Source organism: Methylobacterium iners (assembly GCF_022179305.1).
GTDB lineage: Bacteria > Pseudomonadota > Alphaproteobacteria > Rhizobiales > Beijerinckiaceae > Methylobacterium > Methylobacterium iners.
Map to the genome: position 1 here is coordinate 1 of NZ_BPQP01000072.1, position 18,415 is coordinate 18,415.

An 18,415-nucleotide genomic window follows, 5' to 3' on the forward strand; every position below is an offset into this window, starting at 1 on the left:
ACGCTCCTCGGCTGCCTTCACACGCTCGTCAGCAGTCTTGAGCAGCTTTTCAGTGCGGGCCTGCATCTCGGCGGTGCGCGCATCGGCGGCACGCACACGCTCAGCTGCTGCCTGAATGTCCTCTCGGGCACGATCCAGGAGGGCCTGAACGCGCAGCTCCTGCTCATGGGCCTGGGCCTCGATTTCGCGGCTATGGGCTGCAGCCTCACGGATGCGGTCGATCAGCTTCGTCCAATCGCGTGCTGAGGACCGGTGGGTCGGGGGTGGTGCTTGGCTCTCCAGCTCATCGAAGGAGCCCACCAAACGCAGGACGTTGCTCAAGCTGTTGTCTCCGGCCACGGCTGCCTCTGTGCCACGAGCATCGAGCTGAGAGGGGCGATCCCAGGGCAGGCGCTTGATCGGGTCCATGTCACGACTCCCCCTGCCAGCGTCACCGCGGACGCACCACTCGCAGCTGTGGCGAGAGGATCTAGAGACCAAATTCCTGTGTCAAATTTGCTGGATTGATCTATGTAAATTCTGATGACTTTGTGGTTGCTTGCTGCTGATTTATCACACTGTCGGAAGTCGGTGTTCCCGTCGAGCAGGTCGGTTGTAAGCGCCGGATCATCTCTGCAGATCTTGGATGTTAGCAAGGTCTGGCTCAGCCCCTACAGCTGTTGCCGTCCCCTGCAGCCCTGATTGGGCGTTGCATTGAGGTCCGCAGCCTCGGTTTGCAAATCGGTGCGGAGCCACTCTCTGGAACGGGCGTTGCCCGCCCATGCACACGGCGCTTGGTCTTCTCGTGCTCGGATAGGCGCTCTGCGAGGCTGGTGGGCTCCTCGTCGGTTGGTCGCGAACCGACGTCGTTCGTCGCTCTGGTGCCTTCGCCCAGCTCACGGGTGTCATGCTCGGCACCACGGCGATGCTCCTGGCAGTCGTCCGCCTCGTCGATTGACGACTATTGCGGCTCCGCCTAGCTGCGAGCCGGCCCGTAGGGCGTGGTTGACGAAGGGAATGCGCCCTTGGCGACACGACCGAACGCGCTTTCGCACCCTGGGAGCCGAACTGACCGCTGGGCTTGCCGAACGTTAGCGCGGCAGGTCCCTGCCTCACGATAGCGTGCCTCCGTCATGGAGGATCCGATGCCGCGTTACTTCATCGACACGAGCGACGGCACGTTTGACGTACGGGACGACAAAGGTCTCGACCTGCCCGATATGGAGGGCGCGCGTCGCGAGGCAGTGACAGTCCTGCGCGAGATGGGCCGCCATAGCCTCGACGGAAACGTACGCAGTCAGATTGCCGGCAGCGTGCGCGACGAGGCAGGAACTGTTCTGTTTGAGGCTGTGCTGGTGTTGTCCCAGTACTTGATGGTCAGGCCACCATCGACCTTTCGGGGGGTGTAGGAGCCGCAATGCTGGAGTCATGGGTACGCTCGCCGGGCACATGGTTGTTCGCAAGTCTGCAGCCTGTAACCTCCGATGGGGTGATTCCCGGAGGCATCGACATGCCTGATGCGCCTATCGAACCACCGGCCAACGACCGCCATCGCCTTTTGCAGGAATGGGAGCGGGCCGCCGACGTTGCCGCCCACAACCTGGGCGTCGACAAGATGCTGCCAGATCTTTGCCCTGAGCATTGGCAATGGGTCCTCGCCAGTGTTGAGGCTCGAATGAAGCTGCGAGGCGTTCCTCTGCCGCTCGGCTGGGAGAAAGCCCTGGCGCTCCAAGTCGGTCGGCGCCAGGAGTGACGTATTCTGAACCTGAGGTAAGTCGGTGGCTTTGCCTCTTGGATGAGCGGGCTCAAGGACCAGCAAGTTGCCAGCAAGACGTTCTCGTCACCTTCGATCAGCCTTGGCTTTCGCGCTGTTTACCTGTCAGCTTCTGCCGGGCGCTGCTTCTGCTCAGGATGAGCCGATCAGCCTGGCCGATGATCCCTTCGAGGTCACTGATCCGAACGCCACCCCCGTTGGCGAGGCGGTCTTTGGCATTGCAGGTTCGTATGAGCGAGCACCGAGCGGACGAGTGCGCAACACGTACGGCGCAGAGACCGAGATTGGCTTTGGAATTGCCCCCGACCTTGATCTCCGGATCGGCCAGTCCGGCGCCTACGGCAACCTCGACATCGGTCGTCGGCTTGGCACCATCGCCTCTGAGCAGTCAGAGGACATGGTCCGTAGTGGGCGCGCCGAGCTTGGGGGCGTGACGCAACTGGGCAGCCTCTACCAGCTCAGCAAGGAGCAGGCTGCTGTACCGTCCGTGGGACTGCTCGGGCGCGTGCGGGCGCTCTACGGACCGGATGGGACGGCCTATGAGACGGATGCGGTCGCTCTGTTCGGGAAGTCCCTCGTAGGAGGCGAGAGGCCGCTTGGGATCAGCCTGAACGCGGGCCTGATCTCCCGCATCGACCCAGGACCGAGCGACCGGCCGCATCGTTATCTCGCCAACGCCTCCATCGGACAAGCGATCTCGCGAGACACAGCTTTAGTGGCGAGCTACGCGCGAGAGCAGCAGGAGCGTGGCGATCAGGATTTTAGCTTGGCACAGATTGGCGTTCGCCATCGCTTGCGGAGCCAGAAAGCCATCGTCGGCGTGGCGGTCGGGATCGGGCTGAACCGAGACACGCCGCAGTACCAAGTCGCTGTCGCAGTTCAGTGGCAGATCGGCGCCCCATAGAGGCTCTTTCCCCCACAGTCCTCGCGGATGTTAATCAGAGCGGATAGGCGCATTTCTCTACCCCGTCAGCCAACCCGCTATGACGGGTCATGCATTGAGGGCCCGGCCGTCGCGAGCTGTGCCCCACAAGGTTGGGACCTCACCGCCGCTTCCCATAAGGCCTGCGCCAGGGGTTCATCTCCTTTGCCATCCAGAGCCCGGCCCGCAGGTAGGCAAGGGCACGCACGAAAACCCGTCTGAGGCCGACGGGGGCTTGGTTGTCGTTCAACACGCGGTTCCTCGAATGATCAGGGGCCGACTGCAACGAGCGGGCTAGAGCCCAAACAAAAGGACGGCCCGATGCCGCCCCTAAGTCCATCGCCTTCTAAACCAATCAAAGATTGAGGACTTCGACCTTCAGCCCTCGATCCAAGATCGCTTGTGGGATGTGGGCAGCGTCCAGGTAACCCGCCTCGTGCGCCATGGCTTCGAGAGCAGACGCGTCGCCTGCGGCCGCGCCTGTCCAGAGAATGCTGCCCGTCGTCGCTTGTCTCACCTGAAATACGCGCATTGCGCCCTCCGTCGCCTGTCGATTCGACGGATCAAGGCCTGAGCGTTCACCCGGTTCCGGTTTTCGGCCTCCCACATCGTGAGATGGAGGGCCGGGCTCGGAATCGAACCGAGCCTGTGACGCCTTGCACGGCGTCCGGGTGATCCGCTCCCCCACCGGCCCGTAGGCCTGGTCTCGCGCCTGAATTGTTTGCGCCGGCCTAAGCGGGTCCGTCGAAGTCTAGCGATCCCTCTTCATCTTCGACTGCATCAGCGCGACATCGACAAGGTCTAGGAGGCATCGTCACCCGCGGCTAGCACGCCCGGGTCTGGACCTCTGAGGAGCAACAGAACGCCAACCTGCAGCGCCAGATAAACGACATAGAGAAATCGTTCAGCGACACGTTCAGCCTGCGGGGCGCCTTGGCTCAAATGCAGCGTCGGATCGATGCCTTGGAGGAGGTGCGGTCGAGGCGATAGGCTTAAATCACGGACGGGGCTGACCATGCGAGCAACGTGACAGCCTCAATGATCCCGAAGGCCAGGCTCACGACACGACCGCGGACATGCCGAAGAAGCTGAAGGAAGGTCCCGCGACGGAGCGGCTGCAGATCGTGGCGCCAGTCTCATTCGTTCAGAACGTTGATGCGTTCAGGCGGGAGCATCCTGACCTTCCAAACCGATCAGAGGCCATTCGGATGCTGGTGACTGAGGCGCTGGAGATGCGGCGCGCGAAGAGCCGAAAGCCCTGACCCTGGCACGCACCCTGCTTTTCTGCCGCGACCTTCCTCACGTTGGGCGATTGGCTCAACTTCAGCCCCGCCGGCACCCGCCGCGCTGGGCTTTCCTTTGCGGCTCAGGCTGGGCATCATTCCTTGGTCCGGGAGCTTCTTTCCTGTCGCATATCGGACAGGTCCTGCCGTTGTGGATCGTCCCCCGATCTGCGGCGGCAGGGCCACCCGTCGTTCAGCCCTCCTCGCTCGCACCGCGGCGGGCTCTTCTGCCACGTCGAGCTTTAGCGAAGGTCAAGCCCTGCAACGAAGTTCTAGGAGGCTTGTAGCCTAAGATTGAAGCTGAAGCCTTCCCGAATAGTGGCGGGAACTGGCCTCGACATTTCAGCATCTTCGCTTAGCCGCAGGCTGTATGCGAAAGTTTCAGGCTGCGCCGGAATGGCAATCGGTGCAACAGCATAGGAAACTCCGGTTCCGAGTGCTGCCGCCATTGCGAAATAAGCTCCGACGTAGGTCGCCAACTTCTTGACTGGTTGATGATGTACGAGCGCGGGCCCTGAGTCACTTGCAGAAAAACAATGAGGCGCCAGCTCTGACACCGCTGGTTCAGAGACATGTGCGAAGTCGAAGGTGTCTTCGCATGCGATAGTGTTCAGACATAACGTGCTCATACCAATCGATTTATAAGACTCACGCTAACGGCGCGTTAAGGACCTGACCACCGCAATGACTCTCTTGTTTCAGTCATCCCGCTCCCGCACCAGCGCCGGCCCGGCCGCCGTCAGGAACCAGGCTGTCCCACAAGACCGGTGCTACTTCCAGCGCGTCAGCCCTTCCTCGACCAGCCCGCGCGCGACCAACACCAGCACCGGCATCGCGGACGTGTAGACGCCGCGGCGCAGGCCGAGCGGACGCAGAGCGCAGGCGCGCAGCGCCTTAAGATGGCGGCCTCGGACGGGCGCGGCTGTGTCGTCGCGCACTGTGCGGCCAGGTCGAGGTTAGGGTGTATCGAGGGGCACTGGGCTTGAGGGCTCAGCAGTACCCCGTGAAGTCCTCTCCGCCGAGAGACTGGCGCTCACCCTTTCATCCGCCAGCCGCCAGTGCTTTTCTGAAGCAAGCTTGCGCTTTTCCTCGTCCAATTCATCGGTTAGCTTACCAAGGCGCGACAGGGCTCTAAGTCGGGATCTAAGTGCCGTACCCAGAACGGAACTCATCAGCCCTATGACGGCAGCCATGATGAGCAGCGTCAGCTTGGCCCAATACGGTAGGTCGAGGAACGCGACGATGAACTGAGACGGATCGAGCACTCGAACTCCTCCCGACATGCACACTGCTCTACGAGCGACAGGAGCTTGTCCGACTTACCGCATGTTTCGTATCAGGATCCATAACGTCCAAGCGACAGACGTCCGCTTCCGGAGGCGACAAAGGCGTGCTCTCAAAGTGAGGTTGGGTCGAAGGTGGATGGTCCGCTTCTGGTTAGAGGATCAAGGTCCGGGTGCCACCCGTAGTGGGCGCAAGACAATCCTGCACACTTCAGTATGACGTCACCCCTTCACCGGCCGGGCCAGGAGGATCGCCGTGCGCACCGCGCTGCGCCTTGAGCCATCCTTGAACGCCGGGTCGTTTAGCATCCGCATGGCAAAGGGGCTCGCCTGGACGGCTGCGGCAAGATCCAAGACGTACTCGCCGCCGATCGCAAACTCGGCCGTTGTCCGGTCTGTCATGAAGGCGTTCACGGCCGCGACGAGGTCTTCCTCGGTGATGGCGTTGGCCTTGTAGAGCTCGCCGAAGGTCGCTCCGGTTTTCTCGGCCATCGCTACTGCATCCCCTGCAACCCGCCCATCAGCCCCGTATCCCAAGCCAGTGCCACGACGCCACCGAAGGTCACCGGCGGCCCACCGTCAATGCTGTAGGTGTCGGCAGGATCCGCGAGCTTCTGAACGATCCGGCCGGCGATGCGCAGCGCGCTGATCGCCTCGGCAAGGAGGGAGCGGGCGGCATGGGGTAGAGGAAGGTTGTCCGGCAGCATAGCCGGGCGAAACTAACGTGGGTTTATGAGCACGAAGTGAAGGCGCGAAGCAGCCCCTGCTCCTGAACGCTCAGATTGGGATGCCCTCAGGCACACCCGGCACGTCGCGCCGATCGTGCGTCCGCTGGAACAGGGTGCAGTTGCGCACACTCGTTTCGAGTGCGGGTCAGGCTTCCCGCCTGACCCGACAACCTCACTCAGCGGCAGCAACAGCCTTGCTGGCTCGACCGCGCTTCTTCGGTGCTGAAGCCGAAGGGGTAGCAACATTGGTTGTGCGCCGGCCGCCGCGAGCCTTCGGCGCATCCGTGACAGTCTCAGCCACGTCAGCGCTCTTTGGTGCAGCCGGCTGACGCGCCCGCCCAAGCCCAATGGTGCGAGCGAGCTCGGAGCGCTGCCTGGCGTAGCTCGGCGCGACCATCGGATAGTCGGAGGGCAGACCGTACTTGGCCCGGTAGCCTTCCGGTGTCAGGCCACGGCTTGAGAGGTGGCGCTTCAGCGACTTGTAGGGCCTGCCATCCTCGAAGCTGATCAGCCCCTCATCCCCGATCGACTTCTTGACCTGCGCCGGGGTGGCCTTGGTCACGGGCTCCTGAGCAGGAGCGCTCGGCTTGCCGAGGCCGAGCAATCCTGAGTGGACGGACACGATGAGGTCTGCAAGGCCGGAGGCCGGGACCGAGTTGTTGGACACGTAGGCCGCCACGATCTGCGTTGTTAGCTCGACCGTATCATCCTGCTCAACGATTTGCGTTTCGACGTTGTCTGTCATGGCGGGCCTTCTTTCGCTAGTATATACGCAATCAGCGAAGGGCGCTCCAAGATCAAGGCCTCTACGCAATTTTATTCGCAGCGATCTTGTAGGCAGCCCCCACGGAAATTTGCTGCAGGTCGCGCCGTTACTCAAGGCGGAGCTGACCTGAAGTTCTAGCTTCGCCGCGGGATTTTCCAAGACGAACGTAGCACTTCGGAGTGAGCAGCGACGGAGTGGCCCGGCCTGTTTGCCCCGCCGCCCGATCTGGTCACGGGCTGGCGGGGCGAGTCGTCCATCTCACAGGTGAGCCGGTACGCAACTTGGCTCGCGGATAGGATGGATGAGGCCAGTTAGCCAAACCTCAGTCTGGCGCCATCACGCGATCTCAGAACGGGAAGAGAATGGCTGGACCCGTCGTCAACTGCTTGGGTTGGCACAATGGCGGTCGATGTGACGAATGAGGCTGCTGACGGGTTGCTGTCTCGGGCCACTCAGTTCCTCACGTCAGAAAGCCCGCCATGAGCCCCAGCCGCATCATGATCATCCGTCACGCAGAGGAGCACGAGACACCGGGCGTGACCAGCGAGGGCCAAGCCGATCCCGAAAGCCTGACCGTACGGGGCTGGCAGCGCGCAGGCGCCCTGGCGTCTCTCTTCGGCTCGGGACAACGGGGCCTTGCGACGCCCGACGTCATCTTCGCCTCGGGCGTCGCCCCCGGCAGCGAGAGCCTGCGTCCTCAGCAGACCGTCGCACCGCTCCACGCCCTCCTGGGGGAGAGGGGTGCCATCGACTACAGCGAAGCCTTCGCGAAGCCGGAGACGGGCGCCCTGATGGCCGAGGTGATGACGCGCTCGGGCGTCGTCCTGATCGCCTGGAACCACTCGCGCATCCCGGATTGCGTGGCCGCACTGGCAAACCCGCCGCAAGCCCCCGACGAATGGCCGGGGTACCGCTACGATCTTGTCTGGGTGTTGGACCCCGCGGAGGAGGGTTGGACCTTCAGGCAGATCCCTCAGCAACTCCTGGCGGGCGATGCTGCCTGAGAAAACTCTCCTCACGAAAGCTCCCGTCGGCGGGATCTCCCATCCCAAAGAAAAAGGCAGCAGCCCGACCAACCCTGGGCGGTTCCCGTGAGTTGCTGTTTGTAAGGCTCGCTCAGGCTGACGCGACCGCGTAGGGAACGTAAGTCGGCTCGGACTGCGCCAAGCAGGGCATCGCCATGAGTCGGTCGCTTCCGTTTATCGCTCTAGCCCTACTCATCGCCGTGGCTGTGGGCACCGCCGTGTTCTGGGGCTTCGGCCTTCTCAGGAGCCCGAAGGACGACACGTCTGGAAAGCCGGCCGTCGCAGCCTGCGAGCCGCAGGGATACGACAAGCCGCCACGTCCTGCCGACTGCCCCCAATCCGCGCCGCCGACGCAGCGCACGCCCTGAGGCTATGGACTGGCTACCGAAAGAGCGAGCGGACGAGGGCGTGCCCAGCTTCATGGTGACAGGTGGAGCGGCGCCGGCCCTTCGTCCTAGCCATGCTTCGAACCATCACTCCGATCCCGGAAGCAGATACCGATACCTCCTCGGTTCTCGGAAATAAATTCAAGACCGGCAGCTTCCAGAGTGAGCTTCACCGCCCAGAGATCTAGGGCCTGTCAGCTGAAACAGGGCGGCTCGGCATGCGCAAAGGCGGTGCATGCCGCGTTCAGGCAGCTTGAAGCGAGACAGGCCTTCACGATACGTTCCCACGTCGCCGCGGCTCTGAAGCCGTAGCCGCGACATGCCATAGGCGCTCCACACAGAGCGCGCGGGCCCCGATCCGGTCACCGGAGGAGCCCTGCCTGCATGTCGTCCGACCTCCCAAACTCCAGACCCGGCCGCAAGGCGATCATCGCCAACCATCCGCATCGGCAGGACATCGAGCTTGCGCGAGCCGCAGGTATCAGCCTCGCTCGGATTGCTCAGCGCTTCGGCGTTGGCCGTGGAGCCGTAGACCGACACTGGCGTGGCCTCTCGTCGGAGTACCGAGCTGAGCTCGTTGCCACCGCCCGCTCTGTGGAGAGCCAGCACTGGCGGGAGGTGACCGCCGAGCTCGCCTCGATTGCGAAGCGTTATCCCGAGGCGCGTGCCGATATCGACGCCCTTGCGCAACTACTACAGCAATCGCCGCCGGGCAGCATCATGGGAGGCTGTGCCAATGGCACCCATTGAAGCCTCCGTGAATATCCCCGCAGAGGCGCAAATGTCCGCGCAACGCATGTCCCGCCGGGAGCTCACAAAGGCCGGCAGCATGATGGGCGCCGACTCTGTCCGTTTCATCGATGACACCCTGCCTGAGGGCGCGACGAAAGCCTTCGCGGAAAAGGCCGTCGACCTGTTTTTGACGGCAATGGAGCAGCAGGCTGCGATCTACCTCGAGGATGGCGTCCCGCCAAAGTGGGTCCGCGAATTCAAGAGTGCCTTCCTGCGCACGATGCGGGCTGAATTCCTGGCCCTGCAACGGGCGGCAGCTCAGAGGAATTAGCTCTATGCCCTCGATCGAAAGCATCCGCCGCATCACGCTCCAGGCCCGCGCCGTTGGTGTGACCGAAGCGCGGACGGCCATGGATCGTTTGGTGACCACGGTCGACGGGGTCACGGTTGCCAACGAGCGCATGGCCAGGGCCACCGAGGCGACGGCGATCATCACCGACATGGCCTCACGCCGGCAATTGTCGGCCACCGCGGCCGTCGACAAGCTTCGGGCCTCGATCGATACGCAATACCGCTCGACACAACAGCTCGAGAAGGGAATGCGGACCCTCGACAGGGCGTATGCGCAGGGTGCTGTCGACGCCACGGCCTACGAACGGACCTCGGGGCTGCTCGAGGCTCGATATGGCACCCTGGCAGCCGCCTCACAGCGCGCGGCCGATGCGCAGCGTGCCGCCTGGAAGGATCTCGGGGGCGTCGGCGCCAAGCAGCTCGAAAGCGTGGAGCTCAGCCGGAAGGTCGCCTCGATGGGCTCCACGCCGGCCATGGGCCCAGCCGCGAACAGCAACCGCCTCCGCGGCGACCAGGTCCAGAATTTGGCCTACCAGGCGTCCGACATCGTCTCATCACTCGGCAGCGGCAGCAGTCTGGCGACGGTGGCCTTTCAGCAGGGTCCGCAGATTGCCCAGGCCTTCGGTGGACCGGGCGGCGCGAGCGTCCGCGGGGCGCTGGCTCAGGCCGGGGAGGCGGCCTCAGGACTCGCGGCCCGGGTTGGCCTGGTGGGCGCGGCGATCAGCGGGGTGGGCACCGTCGCACTCACAGGCGTTGCGGCCTTCGTCAGCTGCCGGAATTCGATGCGCGACCTGCAGGCCTCCCTGTCGGGAATTGGACGCGCCTCTGGAACGACCGCGGACGAGATTAATGCGCTGGCGCCGGCAGCGGCCGCCGCGGGTGACGTGTCGGTCCGTACCGCCCGTGAGATGGCGGGACAGTTCGCCGCCACGGGCCGGATCGGATCCGAGATCTATGCCGGGCTAATTGGGTCCGTGAAGGATTACGCCGCCACGACAGGCCAGGAATTGCCCGACGCCGCGAAGGTGCTCGCCGAGGCCTTCGCTGATCCGGCCAAGGGTGCGGACGACCTCAACAAGCAATTGGGCTTCCTGTCGGACGCGACCCGGGAGAATATCCAGCGCCTGCAGGCTCAGGGTGACCGGTTGGGCGCACAACAGGCCTTGCTGGCCGCCTATCGAACCGGTCTGACAAGCGCGACCGAATTGACCTCCGGATGGGGCAGGGCCACCGCAGCGGCGGGGACGCTCATCTCGGATGCGTGGGACAAGGTCGGGCAGGCGATCGATCGCGTGGCCACCGGTGGTGACCTAGAAACCCGACTGGCGACCGCACAGACCGTGCTGGCCAATTCGAGGGCGCGCGAAAGCTACCTGCCATTCGGGATCGGTGCGCGGGACACAGCCGCGGCACAGGCCGAATTGAAGCGCCTCCAGAGGGAGATCGACAAGCGTCGGAGGCAGAACGAGGCGGCACAGACGGCACAACGGTCGCTGCAGATCGGCGTGATTGTCCGCTCGACGGATCCCGAGCGCCAGGAATTGAAGAAGCTCCAGGATCAGGCCGAGCAGCTCCGCAAGGCAATTGCCGACCCGATCAAGTTCGGCCTGGACCGCAGCGCCCTCACGGACACCACCACTGCCTTCGAGGGCCTGAGCCGTGCCACGCGCAACATGGCCGACGACATTGCCCGGTTCGGGAGCGTGGCGACCGCGACCCTCAACCGGACGGCGGAATTCAACAATCGCACCGCCACCTTCGCACCCACGGCACGGGCAACGGCGGCCATCGAGAAGGAATACGCCGACAAGGAACGCGACGCCGATCCGCGCGACCTGGCCGGCATCCGGCGGGCCCGGGATCTCGAATTAGAAACCCAGCGCCTCCGGACGATCAACGGGAGTTCGTCCGGCAGCGGGCGCTATTCCATGGGTGTGGGACAGGCGCCGGCGCAATACCGCGATCAGATCATCGCCTCGTCCAATGCTAGCGGTGTGAACGCCGATCTTCTGGCCGCGCAGATTCGTCAGGAGAGCCGGTTCAACCCGAACGCCGTGAGCTCTGCCGGCGCGCAGGGCATCTCGCAGTTCATGCCGCAGACCGCCCGCGGCATGGGCCTGCGGAATCCGTTCGACCCAATGGAGTCCATCGTGAAGCAAGGCGAGCTCATGGCTCAGTTGCTTCGGCAATTTAACGGGAACGAGGTGGCAGCGCTCATTGGCTACAACGCCGGGCCACGCACGGCTCAGCGCTTCCTCAATGCCGGCAGCGATCCGTCCGTGCTCCCGGCTGAGACGCGGGATTACATCAAGCAGATCCTGACGCCTCCGCCTGGCGCCGAGCAGATGATAAAGGCCGAAGGCGATCGCGCAGCAGCCCTCGAATTGGAGCGGAAGAACCTCGAGGCGAACAATCGGCTGTACGGCCAGAACGGCAAGGCGCTCGAGACCACGATCGAGGTGAACCGTCGTCTGTTCGAGGAGCAGCAGAAGGGCGTCACGATCACGGAGTCCTATGCCGCGGCGATTCGGCAGGCAGAAGTTGAGCGAGCGGCTATCGCCCAGCAACTGGCAACCACGCGCTATGGCCGGGACGCTGCCTTCGAGCGTGAGCAGCTTGGACGCCCTGCCTCGGAGCAGAGCGCCTACAGCCGGGCTCGCTCAGTGATTGGCGACACCACCTCGCCGGCCGCGCAATTCATCATCGAACAGGAGGCCATGACCGCGAACATGCGCGAGCTTCGGTCCGAGGCGACTAACGCTCTGGGCGGGTTTGCCAGCGATCTCGCGCGCGGCTCCACCGCCATGCAGGCTCTGGCCAATCAGACCACCCGATGGGCTGACAAGCTCCTGAACCTGGCAGCGGACCAGGCCGTGAGCGCACTGTTCCGGGGCTTCCTGGGCGGCAGCGGAGGCGGGAGCGGCGGATTGCTCGAAGGCCTCCAGAGCCTGAACCTGGCCAGCCTATTTGGGGGCAGTCCCCTCCCGACCTTCGCGGCTGGCGGCATCAGCAATGGGCCGAGCATCTTCGGTGAGGCAGGGCCCGAGGCTGCGGTACCGCTGCCGGATGGTCGCCGGATCCCAGTGCACATCAGCCAGCCGGCGAACAGCAATCAGGCCGGGGAGGGTAACACCGTGCTCTCACCATCCTTCGCAGTGTTGATTCAGGCGACGGGCTCGTCGGGTGACGCTGCGATGGATCGCCGAAATGCTGAAGCCAACGCCAAAGCCGCCATGGAGCAGGCCGAGGTGATGTGGGTGAGATTCGCCAGCAAGCACATGCGACCTGGCGGGGTGGTCTACGAAGGCGGCGCTCGCCGCTCGAACGCATAGATGCATCAGCGGCCTTCCGCAGGGGTGGACTGCTACTGACGCAATTCGTTGGGTCGAGCGACAAGATGCCGAACTTCGCAGGCTCGGTGATGCAAGCCTCCACCGTTGCCGCCTCCGCGACGGCGCGGTGGGGGGGTCGGGCTCGTGATGGGGCCTCGAATCATCGGTGGCTTCGCACGCCGCGGGTCAGTCCTTGCCCAGTCCCTTATCGGACGGACCCGAGGCATATTCATCAGCTTCCGTGCCAGGGCGCGCGCCGGCACGCTCTGGCGTCGCCGGAAGTCTGCCTGTTGCCGGATCAGCGGCGCTCGTCACAGATCCTTCGGGCTTGGCCCCCGGCTTCTGGGTCAAGTGGCCAGCCTTTTGGTCGTAGGCGCTATTGGCCAGGTCTTCGGTCGAGGTCTTCGGCTCGTCGGACATTCGCCGTGCTCCGCTAATCAATCCAACGCTCCAAGTTTTCACTAGGTCGGCGGACCTTGCCCTGGTTGTGGGTATGCCGGTCTAGGATCGTGGTCGCTCAGCTCAACCAGTGGCGATTCGGTCCGCTTGTCACGTTGCGGAGATCGACTCGGGCGTACGGCGACCGGATGTATGCCGCAGCGACTGCTCGCAAATCATCGCCGGAATGTCCCCCTCGCCGCGCTGCTGGGTCCATTGACCGGCTTTTCGATCCTCAAAGTCGAGGCGTGCTGAGATCTGCTTTGCCAGATCGGCGCCGATGATGCTGACGCCGAGAGCGTTGCTGACATCCTGGTTCATCATGGCGTGCGGTCCTCCGAGTGCCGATCTTCCGCGGCCAAGCCGCGCTGTCGGGTTCATGCGAACTACGCGCTTAACCATAAAGCGTTCCGGCTGGTCCCCTACCAGCCGCCTTTTCGTGACACTGGCCACACCGTAGCCACCGGGTTGGTAGGGTGAGCGCATGACGGCTGCATCCCCAACCGTGACTATTCCGCAGCTTGGACGTTTAGCCCCGGCAGCGCCGACATCGCCAATAGCACGCCGACACAGGCAATCGCTGCCGCGAGCACCCGGCTGCCGTCGAAGTCGAGAAATCGCAGCCTGAGGGTCCCTGCCAGAGCGAAGGCGAGGAGCGCGACGGTCAGCGCCAGAGGGCACCAGACCAGTCGGAAGCCGGGAATGCAGCGGAGGAAGTGCGAGAGGGTCGTCATGCGTGGCGGTGTAAGCCAGCCCTGTTGCGCCACGATCTCTTCGGGCGCGACGATTGTTGCGTCGCGTGGGCGAGAGCGCAGCAGTCTGACTGCTCTCTTTCGCCTCCGTCACACCGTGAAGGCGACGCCGATCTTCGGGCCCTCACGCCAGATTACGAAGCAGGAACGACGTGGCTCATTTTCGTCGACGAACAGTTCGAACTCGTTAGGCACGGGCTCTAGAGACAGCGGCTCAATCTGCGCGCCGCACTCCGAGATGTTCCAGATCAGACACTCGATGTCGACGGAGCATGCATTGATCTGGATAGCGCCGATCTTAAAGGCGATCTGCCGTGGAGACTTGCGGAGATTTACGTTCACGGCAGAGCCTCTGAGGCCTAACTGCGCAAACGATGGTGGTCACAAATTAAGCGCGGTTCAAAGCAACCATTCAAAAGCTACGCTGTGCCGTCTCATTCTCGCTAGGGGCCGCATGAGCGCCCTTCCCACCTATGGCCTATTTGGCATTACCCTCACCGAGCCGACCAATCAGGCTGATGACCCTCAGGCCGAGAGGGACCCAGTGACGAACTCATCCAGTGCTCGACGGACCGCTTCCAATCCCGCGATGCTGGCGACTTCAGATGCCGGGAGTCTCGGAAGACGGATTGCAGCGAACGGCTCGGCATTGAGCTTCTGCGCCTTTAGACGCGCTTTCACGGCGAAGGTACGGCCATCGGAACTGCCATTCATCGCGGTTACTCCTGTTGAGCTGCTCGGAAAGCTGAACAATGTGAGTAAGCATTTCCATGCCTCTCAGTTCCCGCAGAGAGACCACGAGCTTAGTCGTCTCAGCGGCCCTGGCTACTGTTTTTCCAACCCATCGGTATTCGAACGCGGGATGCGGCTGACGGAGCAGTGATGAGCCCGCGGTAGATCTCCTCAGGCACCCCATAGTTGTTGTACGCATGACCGAACAGATGCGGACGGGCGGCATGCTGTACGGGGGCGGCGCCCGGCGGAGCAACGCATAAGTGCCGGAATGGGCTACCGCGGGCGCATATTGCTGGTGATCCTAAAGGGTGATCTGAACCGCGTTCAATCGCAATGGGAGGGGTATTCCGAAGCCGGATGTAACCTAAGACTTCGTGGCAGAGGCAGTAGACCTACCGAGCCAAGGCGCTCGAGGTCACCGCACCGGCTCCGTCAGCCGTTGCGCCAATCCTCGGCCGCCGTGCGAATGAGAATGTGCCGCCGAGGCGCGCCCTTCGGCCCGAGGACTTCGGCGCATTGCCGATCTTGCCTCGATAACCTGCCCGCTCCCTCGGCCCCTTTACTGAGCACAGCCGCGGGGCTGGTTGGTTAGCTTCTTGGCGGATCGCGACGTAGGCCTGCATCTCGGGGCCGGTCGCCTGACAGGGAAGTGAGCGCCGGCGCTAACGAGTCAGATGGAAGGCGACGAGCCGACGGCACTGGCCATGTGCGAAGGCGAAAGCTGCGAGCATCACGGCAAGCCCCACGTCCGCATCACCCACGTCGATTTTGTGGCGCTCGAACAAGCGTTCAATTTAACCGTTGGTCCTGCCCGAGAGAGATTGCGAGGAAGCAATGACCGAGAAGAAGCCACTCCATGCCGAGGACCCGGGCGAGGTTGGTGGAACCGGTGCTGAAGGCCACGGCACTCGTACGGTCGAGATCGGTGCAGGGGGCGAGACTCCCAAGCCCAAGATCGAGGGCATCCACGCGACTGAGAGCGTGGATCCAGCTGAAGACCCAGGCATTCAGAACAGCGTCGCGTGAATTGATCCGCACGACGACCAGAAGCCCCGCCTCATGTGGGGTTCTCTGCATTTCGCGATCTAGGTCGAGAACGACTTACGATGTTCCGATCCCGCTAGAGCGTCACTGAGCGTCGAGGGAGACCAAGCGCATTGCGGCCACAGAGGAGCGAGCCGCCTACGCTGAGCGGTGGTTGCAGCGTCTGCGGGATGCCGTCTTGCAATCCTCCGTTAACACGTCGAGATGATGCTCTCGCGGCTTTGGGGATCGTCTGACTAGATGCGGTGGAAACCTGCTCATGACGCCCACGCCATTGAGCGTGTGAGCCTGTCTCTCCAGTTTCCTGAGCCTATCCCGTCAAAGCCTTGGCAGACGCTTCTGAATGCTGCCGCTCTCGAATTTCCTGCAGCCGGGTTCAATGTGACCCTGGAGGAAGTGGAGATCAACATTGGGCAGTTCGCTGGCGGACCGGGGATGCGGATACCGATCGCGGGCGCTCCTGGTTTTGCCGTTGGGCCTGGCCAAATGGTGCAAGCGCCCATCGCAGGCCGCAGCTTCCAGCGCGTGGTCAGTAATGAGGTCCGTGAGGAAATTACGTTGAGCCGCAATGGATTTGCGTATGCAGCGGTTCGATACGACGGCTGGGCTAGCTATCGCGAAAGGGCGATGTCTCTCTTGGCGAGGTGCATCGATACCACCTTGCCCCTCGTGAACCTGCAGCTCGTCAAGCTAGAGTACTGGGACCGCTTCGTTTTCCAAGGTCCACGCGAGGAGGTGGACTATGCCGAGCTTTTGCGGAGGCACTCCCCTTATCTTCCGTCCTTTCCATACGGCAGCAATCAGCTGTGGCACTCCCATGTTGGGCTCTTTGTGCCCTCCGGGACATCGGCTCGCCGCCTCCTGAACCTGAACGTCGATGTGCTCGATTTGGCTGACAATACGGGAACGACTGCCGAGGCGCCTACTCCTGTCGGAAAGCGTTCGGTTGGCATCTACTCCCTGGCTCAGGACACCTTCTCGTCTGATGGCTCACCCTCTGATCGGAGTGGCTTGGTCTCGTCGTTCGAAGGGATGCACACCATCTTGAAGGTGGCGCTCGCGGAAGTTATCACTCCTGAAGCGTCGAGCCGCATTTCTCTCAACCCTCAGGCACCAGCGTGATCACTGCCGTACCCACGACAGCTGCATACAGCCTTGCTGCCTACCTCAGCAGCGCCGAACTCCTCGATGCCACGACATCGACGACGGCGCGCGCTTCGATCAACGTTGAGGAGCCCCTGGTCCGCTCCTACGCCAGCGCTGCTCCCTGGAACTTGATTCTGGGGCAGTCAACGCGCGTTCAAACCGCGGTGTCTGACACTGCGCCGATGCTGGTCGGTCCGCATCGCTTCGAGGACGAGGTGATAGCAAGGATCGCGGAGTTCCTTGAACTCGAGGATGGTTGGGACGGCGAAGATGCGGCCAAGCCTACTGCTTCAGCCGTTTTGGATGCAGTGCGATTCATGCGCTCGGCTGGCGACATGGCCTCGCGGCTTGAGCCTACCCTCCACGTCGATGGATCCGTGATCTTAGAGATTGAGGACGGCGCTGAAGGCTCACTGCGCTTCAGGGGCGATGGAACGATTGTCTATGCGACGGCTCGCGCAGGCATGGGCTCTGTGCCTTTTGATGGCTTCAACGTACCTGAGGAGATCGCTCGGACCCTGGCTGCCTGACAGCAACTCTTATGGGCTGCGAGGCATGCCGATCGACATTCGCTTCCCTAGATGGCGATTACGTCGAGGGTGGACGAGCTCTTCGACTGGATGAGGCAGAGCCGCACTGCCGGTGTGAGATTCACTCGGTTAGCGAGTACTCGACTGGGCCCGTTGATGGAGCGGAAACCCTAGTCCGCATCCTTGTCGCCCCACAGCACATTGACGGGAAAGGCCGCCCACGAGCTGCGGCGTTGTCAGACGCCGAGCGGAATGGCCTCTCTCTGTTCCGTGTCGCCGGCGCCCGGGACGACGAAATCCGTACAGTTGCCGAAGGGTTGGTCGAAAAAGCTCGCATCCACAATGGGGCTAAGGCTGGTGTTTTCGGCGTCTTGCTTATGGACTGCGCCGTGATCCGTTCCTGTCGTGGCCAGTCCGATGAAACCCCATGTTACTGCGTCTACGACACCGCTCTGGAACACAGCCCAGCGCATGCAGAGACGTTCCAGCGCATCGCAGGAGCGGAAGATCCCGTCCGAGAAGATCGCCGTCGAGTTCTCTTCTCGCTCGTCCGAGCGAACTTCGTCCCAGTTGATGAATTTCGCGGCGGACTCCTGAGCGACCTCGCGCCAGGACGGTAACTCTGTGCCGCAACGTTACTCCGGCACCTTCGGCTTTCGCCGGTTTCCCCCATTCCGCTTGAACAGGCTCGGCCGCGGTGGCGCCTCCAGATCGGTGCGTGGCGTCAACCGGACTTTTGCAACGGTGTCGGACGACGTCTTCGGCCCTACGGGAACATCAGCGTAACCTCTAGGCAGCTCGATAGGGCCGAATTGACGGTCGTAGAGCGCCCGCACCGCTGGCACGTGCTGAAGCCACTTAACCGCGCGCCTGCCCCATGCCGCCTTCGGAATTGAACTCGACGCCAGCGGCTTCGAGACGAGCACGAAAGCGAGCGTGCGCCTCCACCAGCAGCCGTGCTTGTCTGTCCTCGATGCCGCGACTCTCACCCGCCTCGACGACGGCGTGAACGCTTTTCTGCAGGTCGTCGGCGGCCGCATCCAGGCCGGGGTTGCGCTCGATGAGGCCGAGCAGATCAATCAGATATGCACGAAAGGTCAGAGCAGCGTCTTTGGCGTCTCGGCCTAAGCCGATCTGAAGCAGGGCGGCGTCGATGCCCTCGACTCGCCTGCTCACAAGCTCCTGGCGTAGCTCTGGCGTCATTGGATT

At 63.1% G+C, this 18,415-nt stretch carries 23 protein-coding genes and 1 tRNA gene; 12 read left to right on the forward strand and 12 right to left on the reverse strand.

Annotated elements, in window-relative coordinates; genetic code table 11:
• The coding region (locus tag MFF55_RS20610; protein ID WP_238245986.1) for a hypothetical protein at positions 1-408 on the reverse strand (408 nt) is incomplete at its 3' end.
• Between the two features lie 716 nt (positions 409-1,124).
• On the opposite strand from MFF55_RS20610, the gene MFF55_RS20615 reads away from it, so the two are divergent.
• The 3 genes from MFF55_RS20615 to MFF55_RS20625 all read left to right on the forward strand — a co-directional run bounded on the left by MFF55_RS20615 (position 1,125) and on the right by MFF55_RS20625 (position 2,657).
• On the forward strand, positions 1,125-1,388 hold the full coding sequence (locus MFF55_RS20615; RefSeq protein WP_238245987.1) for a DUF6894 family protein: 264 nt from the start codon (positions 1,125-1,127) through the stop codon (positions 1,386-1,388).
• Positions 1,389-1,396: 8 nt separating this feature from the next.
• Positions 1,397-1,732, forward strand: a complete 336-nt coding sequence (locus MFF55_RS20620) for a hypothetical protein (RefSeq protein WP_238245988.1) — start codon at positions 1,397-1,399, stop codon at positions 1,730-1,732.
• A gap of 103 nt (positions 1,733-1,835) precedes the next feature.
• Positions 1,836-2,657, forward strand: coding sequence for a hypothetical protein (locus tag MFF55_RS20625; protein ID WP_238245989.1), 822 nt, complete (start codon positions 1,836-1,838; stop codon positions 2,655-2,657).
• Positions 2,658-3,030: 373 nt separating this feature from the next.
• Here MFF55_RS20625 and MFF55_RS20630 read toward each other — a convergent pair whose 3' ends face one another.
• Complete coding sequence (locus MFF55_RS20630) at positions 3,031-3,207, reverse strand: hypothetical protein (protein ID WP_238245990.1); 177 nt, start codon at positions 3,205-3,207, stop codon at positions 3,031-3,033.
• Between the two features lie 84 nt (positions 3,208-3,291).
• Positions 3,292-3,369: transfer RNA gene (locus MFF55_RS20635), tRNA-Ala, on the reverse strand.
• A 382-nt stretch (positions 3,370-3,751) separates the two neighbouring features.
• On the opposite strand from MFF55_RS20635, the gene MFF55_RS20640 reads away from it, so the two are divergent.
• On the forward strand, positions 3,752-3,937 hold the full coding sequence (locus MFF55_RS20640; protein WP_238245991.1) for a hypothetical protein: 186 nt from the start codon (positions 3,752-3,754) through the stop codon (positions 3,935-3,937).
• Positions 3,938-4,728: 791 nt separating this feature from the next.
• On the opposite strand, the gene MFF55_RS20645 is transcribed toward MFF55_RS20640, so the two are convergent.
• From MFF55_RS20645 to MFF55_RS20660, 4 genes are all read right to left on the reverse strand, one after another.
• Positions 4,729-4,896, reverse strand: coding sequence for a hypothetical protein (locus tag MFF55_RS20645; RefSeq protein ID WP_238245992.1), 168 nt, complete (start codon positions 4,894-4,896; stop codon positions 4,729-4,731).
• Positions 4,897-5,463: 567 nt separating this feature from the next.
• Entirely contained in the window at positions 5,464-5,733 is a 270-nt protein-coding gene (locus tag MFF55_RS20650) for a hypothetical protein (RefSeq protein WP_238245993.1), read from the reverse strand.
• Positions 5,734-5,735: 2 nt separating this feature from the next.
• A complete protein-coding gene (locus tag MFF55_RS20655) occupies positions 5,736-5,948 on the reverse strand; it encodes a hypothetical protein (protein ID WP_238245994.1) in 213 nt (70 codons plus the stop codon).
• 193 nt (positions 5,949-6,141) lie between these two features.
• Positions 6,142-6,714 carry a Ros/MucR family transcriptional regulator gene (locus MFF55_RS20660; protein WP_238245995.1) on the reverse strand — a complete coding sequence of 191 codons (573 nt, stop codon included), beginning with the start codon at positions 6,712-6,714 and terminating at the stop codon, positions 6,142-6,144.
• Positions 6,715-7,214: 500 nt separating this feature from the next.
• Between MFF55_RS20660 and MFF55_RS20665 the strand changes: the two genes are divergently transcribed.
• From MFF55_RS20665 to MFF55_RS20680, 4 genes are all read left to right on the forward strand, one after another.
• Positions 7,215-7,739, forward strand: coding sequence for a histidine phosphatase family protein (locus MFF55_RS20665; RefSeq protein ID WP_238245996.1), 525 nt, complete (start codon positions 7,215-7,217; stop codon positions 7,737-7,739).
• Between the two features lie 791 nt (positions 7,740-8,530).
• Positions 8,531-8,896 carry a hypothetical protein gene (locus MFF55_RS20670; RefSeq protein WP_238245997.1) on the forward strand — a complete coding sequence of 122 codons (366 nt, stop codon included), beginning with the start codon at positions 8,531-8,533 and terminating at the stop codon, positions 8,894-8,896.
• A complete protein-coding gene (locus MFF55_RS20675; protein WP_238245998.1) occupies positions 8,883-9,209 on the forward strand; it encodes a hypothetical protein in 327 nt (108 codons plus the stop codon). The genes MFF55_RS20670 and MFF55_RS20675 overlap by 14 nt, the downstream gene beginning before the upstream one ends.
• Before the next feature lie 4 nt (positions 9,210-9,213).
• On the forward strand, positions 9,214-12,561 hold the full coding sequence (locus MFF55_RS20680) for a phage tail length tape measure family protein (RefSeq protein ID WP_238245999.1): 3,348 nt from the start codon (positions 9,214-9,216) through the stop codon (positions 12,559-12,561).
• Between the two features lie 186 nt (positions 12,562-12,747).
• Here MFF55_RS20680 and MFF55_RS20685 read toward each other — a convergent pair whose 3' ends face one another.
• From MFF55_RS20685 to MFF55_RS20700, 4 genes are all read right to left on the reverse strand, one after another.
• Positions 12,748-12,981: a hypothetical protein gene (locus tag MFF55_RS20685; protein ID WP_238246000.1), complete on the reverse strand. Its 234-nt coding sequence runs from the start codon at positions 12,979-12,981 to the stop codon at positions 12,748-12,750.
• A 129-nt stretch (positions 12,982-13,110) separates the two neighbouring features.
• Positions 13,111-13,323, reverse strand: a complete 213-nt coding sequence (locus MFF55_RS20690) for a hypothetical protein (protein WP_238246001.1) — start codon at positions 13,321-13,323, stop codon at positions 13,111-13,113.
• Between the two features lie 185 nt (positions 13,324-13,508).
• The gene (locus MFF55_RS20695; RefSeq protein ID WP_238246002.1) at positions 13,509-13,733 is read right to left on the reverse strand and encodes a hypothetical protein; all 225 of its coding nucleotides are present in this window, start codon (positions 13,731-13,733) and stop codon (positions 13,509-13,511) included.
• Between the two features lie 108 nt (positions 13,734-13,841).
• Positions 13,842-14,093 carry a pilus assembly protein PilZ gene (locus tag MFF55_RS20700; RefSeq protein ID WP_238246003.1) on the reverse strand — a complete coding sequence of 84 codons (252 nt, stop codon included), beginning with the start codon at positions 14,091-14,093 and terminating at the stop codon, positions 13,842-13,844.
• 112 nt (positions 14,094-14,205) lie between these two features.
• Between MFF55_RS20700 and MFF55_RS20705 the strand changes: the two genes are divergently transcribed.
• From MFF55_RS20705 to MFF55_RS20720, 4 genes are all read left to right on the forward strand, one after another.
• Positions 14,206-14,634 (forward strand): hypothetical protein, encoded by a 429-nt coding sequence (locus MFF55_RS20705; RefSeq protein ID WP_238246004.1) that lies wholly within the window; start codon positions 14,206-14,208, stop codon positions 14,632-14,634.
• A gap of 686 nt (positions 14,635-15,320) precedes the next feature.
• The gene (locus MFF55_RS20710; RefSeq protein ID WP_238246005.1) at positions 15,321-15,512 is read left to right on the forward strand and encodes a hypothetical protein; all 192 of its coding nucleotides are present in this window, start codon (positions 15,321-15,323) and stop codon (positions 15,510-15,512) included.
• Positions 15,513-15,770: 258 nt separating this feature from the next.
• Positions 15,771-16,652: a TIGR04255 family protein gene (locus tag MFF55_RS20715; RefSeq protein ID WP_238246006.1), complete on the forward strand. Its 882-nt coding sequence runs from the start codon at positions 15,771-15,773 to the stop codon at positions 16,650-16,652.
• A complete protein-coding gene (locus tag MFF55_RS20720; protein WP_238246007.1) occupies positions 16,649-17,206 on the forward strand; it encodes a hypothetical protein in 558 nt (185 codons plus the stop codon). The genes MFF55_RS20715 and MFF55_RS20720 overlap by 4 nt, the downstream gene beginning before the upstream one ends.
• 858 nt (positions 17,207-18,064) lie before the next feature.
• On the opposite strand, the gene MFF55_RS20725 is transcribed toward MFF55_RS20720, so the two are convergent.
• Positions 18,065-18,409 carry a hypothetical protein gene (locus tag MFF55_RS20725; RefSeq protein WP_238246008.1) on the reverse strand — a complete coding sequence of 115 codons (345 nt, stop codon included), beginning with the start codon at positions 18,407-18,409 and terminating at the stop codon, positions 18,065-18,067.
• Between the last annotated feature and the right edge of the window lie 6 nt (positions 18,410-18,415).